A 1,252-nucleotide genomic window follows, 5' to 3' on the forward strand; every position below is an offset into this window, starting at 1 on the left:
GGCGGGGAGCCGACGGTCGGCGGACCGGACCTGGGGTCGGCGGTGGGCGGACCGGACCTGGGCGGACCGGCGCTGGGCGGACCGGCGGTGGGCGGACCGGCGGTCGGGGGATCGGCGGTCGGGGGATCGGCCGTTGGGGGATCGGCTCCGGGCGAACGGGCCGACGGCGAACCGGCCGTCGGGCCGGACGGGGTGACGCGGGGCGACACCTGCCATCTCGACGTCGTGGACCGCTGGGGCAACATGGTCGCGGCCACGCCCAGCGGCGGCTGGCTACAGTCCAACCCCGTCATCCCCGCGCTGGGCTTTCCGCTCGGCACCCGGCTCCAGATGACCTGGCTGGACCCCGGGCTGCCCAACTCCCTCACCCCCGGCCGCCGCCCCCGCACCACGCTCACCCCCTCGCTCGCGCTGCGCGGCGACACCCCCGTCATGGCCTTCGGGACGCCGGGCGGCGATCAGCAGGACCAGTGGAGCACGCACTTCTTCCTCGGGGTCGCGCTGCGGGCGCCGGTGCGCTCCGGACTGGATCTCCAGGGCGCCATCGACGCCCCCAACTGGCACCAGGAGTCCTTCCCCGGCTCCTTCCACCCGCGGGCGATGACGGCGGGACGGGTGGTCGTGGAGTCGCGGGCCGGCGAGGCCGCGGTCGCGGAGCTGCGCCGCCGCGGCCACGATGTGGTGGTCGGCGAGCCCTGGTCGGAGGGACGGCTGTGCGCGGTCGCCCGCGACCCGGAGACGGGGGTGCTGCTGGGCGCCGCGAATCCGCGGGGCGCGCAGGGGTACGCGGTGGGGCGCTGACCGCGCTGGGGCGGGGTGCGCGCCACGTGATGTCCGACGGACCGTGACGCCTGCGGCGGGCCGCTCCCCTCCCCGCCCCTTCCCGACACCTAACATTTGCGGCTCCGCCGCGTGCGGGGCTCCGCCCCAGCCCCCGGCCGCGTCGCTCCCAGGGGCGTGGGAAAGACCCGCCGGGTGGCGTGCGCGCTGAGCAGGTCGGAGGAAGTCCGCTACGGCTCGGGCAGCGCCCCGAAAGGGCGCGGGGCTGTCGATGTGCGGCTCCGCCGCGGCTGTGTCAATGTGCGGCTCCGCCGCGTGGCCAGCCACGACGGCGCCGCAGCCGGCCGGCGACGCATCGCGACACTTCCAGCGGAGCGCTCAGCGGGCATACCCGCTGGGGTCCGCGGACCGGAGCTTCTCGGCTCGCTTCAGCGGGTCGTAGCCGGGGTCGACGCCCTCGACCAGGACCGCG

1 protein-coding gene is annotated in these 1,252 nt (G+C 76.9%); it reads left to right on the plus strand.

The annotated features are described in order from the left end of the window. Positions 1 to 801 (plus strand): gamma-glutamyltransferase (locus tag KN815_RS48370; RefSeq protein ID WP_253209723.1); only part of this gene is annotated, 801 nt, incomplete at its 5' end. Between the last annotated feature and the right edge of the window lie 451 nt (positions 802 to 1,252).

Origin of the sequence: Streptomyces niphimycinicus (assembly GCF_018883605.1) — a bacterium.
Lineage (GTDB): Bacteria > Actinomycetota > Actinomycetes > Streptomycetales > Streptomycetaceae > Streptomyces > Streptomyces niphimycinicus.